6 protein-coding genes are annotated in these 1775 nt (G+C 47.3%); 3 read left to right on the forward strand and 3 right to left on the reverse strand.

Features of this window, described 5'->3' with window-relative positions; genetic code table 11:
* On the forward strand, nucleotides 1–201 hold a 201-nt coding region (locus ACKFKF_RS00885; RefSeq protein WP_446865954.1), incomplete at its 5' end, for a tetratricopeptide repeat protein.
* A gap of 68 nt (nucleotides 202–269) precedes the next feature.
* Nucleotides 270–527 carry a hypothetical protein gene (locus tag ACKFKF_RS00890; RefSeq protein WP_446857326.1) on the forward strand — a complete coding sequence of 86 codons (258 nt, stop codon included), beginning with the start codon at nucleotides 270–272 and terminating at the stop codon, nucleotides 525–527.
* Nucleotides 528–622: 95 nt separating this feature from the next.
* Here ACKFKF_RS00890 and ACKFKF_RS00895 read toward each other — a convergent pair whose 3' ends face one another.
* Nucleotides 623–883, reverse strand: a complete 261-nt coding sequence (locus ACKFKF_RS00895; protein WP_446857327.1) for a type II toxin-antitoxin system RelE family toxin — start codon at nucleotides 881–883, stop codon at nucleotides 623–625.
* Nucleotides 880–1098: a hypothetical protein gene (locus tag ACKFKF_RS00900; protein ID WP_446865955.1), complete on the reverse strand. Its 219-nt coding sequence runs from the start codon at nucleotides 1096–1098 to the stop codon at nucleotides 880–882. The genes ACKFKF_RS00895 and ACKFKF_RS00900 overlap by 4 nt, the downstream gene beginning before the upstream one ends.
* 222 nt (nucleotides 1099–1320) lie before the next feature.
* Between ACKFKF_RS00900 and ACKFKF_RS00905 the strand changes: the two genes are divergently transcribed.
* Complete coding sequence (locus ACKFKF_RS00905; RefSeq protein ID WP_446857329.1) at nucleotides 1321–1482, forward strand: hypothetical protein; 162 nt, start codon at nucleotides 1321–1323, stop codon at nucleotides 1480–1482.
* On the opposite strand, the gene ACKFKF_RS00910 is transcribed toward ACKFKF_RS00905, so the two are convergent.
* On the reverse strand, nucleotides 1479–1775 hold a 297-nt coding region (locus ACKFKF_RS00910), incomplete at its 5' end, for a type II toxin-antitoxin system RelE/ParE family toxin (protein WP_446865956.1). The genes ACKFKF_RS00905 and ACKFKF_RS00910 overlap by 4 nt on opposite strands.

A 1775-nucleotide genomic window follows, 5' to 3' on the forward strand; every position in this document is an offset into this window, starting at 1 on the left:
GATGAGGCGATCGCCGCTTACAACCAAGCCATCCACCTTGACCCCAAATATGCTGTGGCTTATGCAAATCGGGGGGAATTTTATTTCAAAAAGCAGCAGTACGATCGTGCTTTGGCAGACATTGATCGAGCGATCAAACTTAACTTCAAACCTGGTGAGTTGCTTCAGTTGCGAGAGCAGGTGAGACAAGAGATGAAATGAGAAGCGTTTTGAGTTGGGGAGGATGAGGAGCGATCGGCTGCTCTCGGTATAGGTGTTAGGGTAAAATCATGAAACCAGCAGAAGGAATTTTAGTCATGTCGTCTCCAACGATCGCCACCGTAGTCAAGATGATGGAATCTCTGCCTGAGAACCTACAAGAGCAGGTTATCGATCATCTTCGCGAGTACATCGACGACCTGCAAGACGAACTTCAGTGGGATGACTCATTCAAGCAAACTCAGACAAAGCTCATCGAAGCGGCTCGACGTGCCAAACAAGAGATTGCTCAAGGGCTTTCTAGCCCACTAGACTACGACCAGCTATGAACTCGGCAACCCTGCCCTCTTTTTGGGATGCCTGTCAATCCCTTGATGAAAAGACCAGGCGCAGCGCCAGAACTAATCTCAACCTTCTTACGGAATCAACCATAAACTTCTCGTCGATGCCTAATCCGGTTGATAAAAATGACTCTTTCCTCCTGGCTATATTCATAAATCACTCGGTAATCACCGACTCTTAGTTTAAAGAAGCCCGACAGATTAGCGGTCAAAGGCTGTGGCGTAATTTGGTCAAAATTCTCAGCCAGCCAATGAATCTTACTAACGATTCGCTCACGAAGTGTCTGAGTTAGCCGCTCTAAATCAGCAAACGCTTCTGACTCATATTCAACCCAATAGCTCATTGGCGACTCAGTCCCAATTTTTGCATCACCTCATCTGCTGGAATGCCGCGAATTCCCAACGCTCTACGCTTGCGAATCTCCAAAAGCTCTTGTTGAAGTTCCTCTTTAACCGTTGCGCCTTCATCGGGGTCTGGCAAAAACTCGTCCAAAGCTTCCATGACCGTTTCTCGAATCAGAGTTTTCAGTTCGTTAATCGTAAGGTCTTTAACTTGCATAGCCGTTCCATCTAGCATTGCTCATTTAGTTTAAGCGATCGCCCCACTTCAGAGAACCCTACACTCAACGATCGCGCTTTGACAAAGGTTCGATCGACCATCCGTGAAGTGTTAGACTAAACTCAAACAATTTTGAACGGTATGAGAACGACCCCTTGCGGGTAACTCGAAGAGATCGAAGCTACCGCAACAATTACCGAAGATGGGCAACTCATCCTACAAGTGCCGCCTGATATTTCTCCCGGTCAGCATCAAGTCGTGATTGTGATTGATGAGCAATCTGCCTCTACTTCACAGCGATCGTCCCTGCAATTTTCAACCTATCCTGTTGGGTTAGCTTCCCCTGATCTAACCTTCCGTCGAGAAGACCTCTATGGCGGTTAAGTCGCTTTGGGTTCTTCTGGATCTTCACCAAGCGTCTGTTGTGTGCCGTGTCGAATGTGCAAAATCCGAACGGTAGAAACTTCTTGCCCTTCTAAAATCGTAAAGATAATGCGGTATGAGTTGCGTCCACGACCGTAAAGCAGTTGTCGAATTTCTTGACTAAAATACTCATTCTCACGCGCAGGGGGGCAGCGTCTTGGCATTTGAGATAAAGAAGCGATCGCTTGCAGCAACTCTGAATACCATTGGCTTGCCCTCCTTAGATCTGTCACTTGAGACAACCGCAGAAACGC

It is taken from the genome of Phormidesmis sp. 146-12 (genome assembly GCF_052939495.1).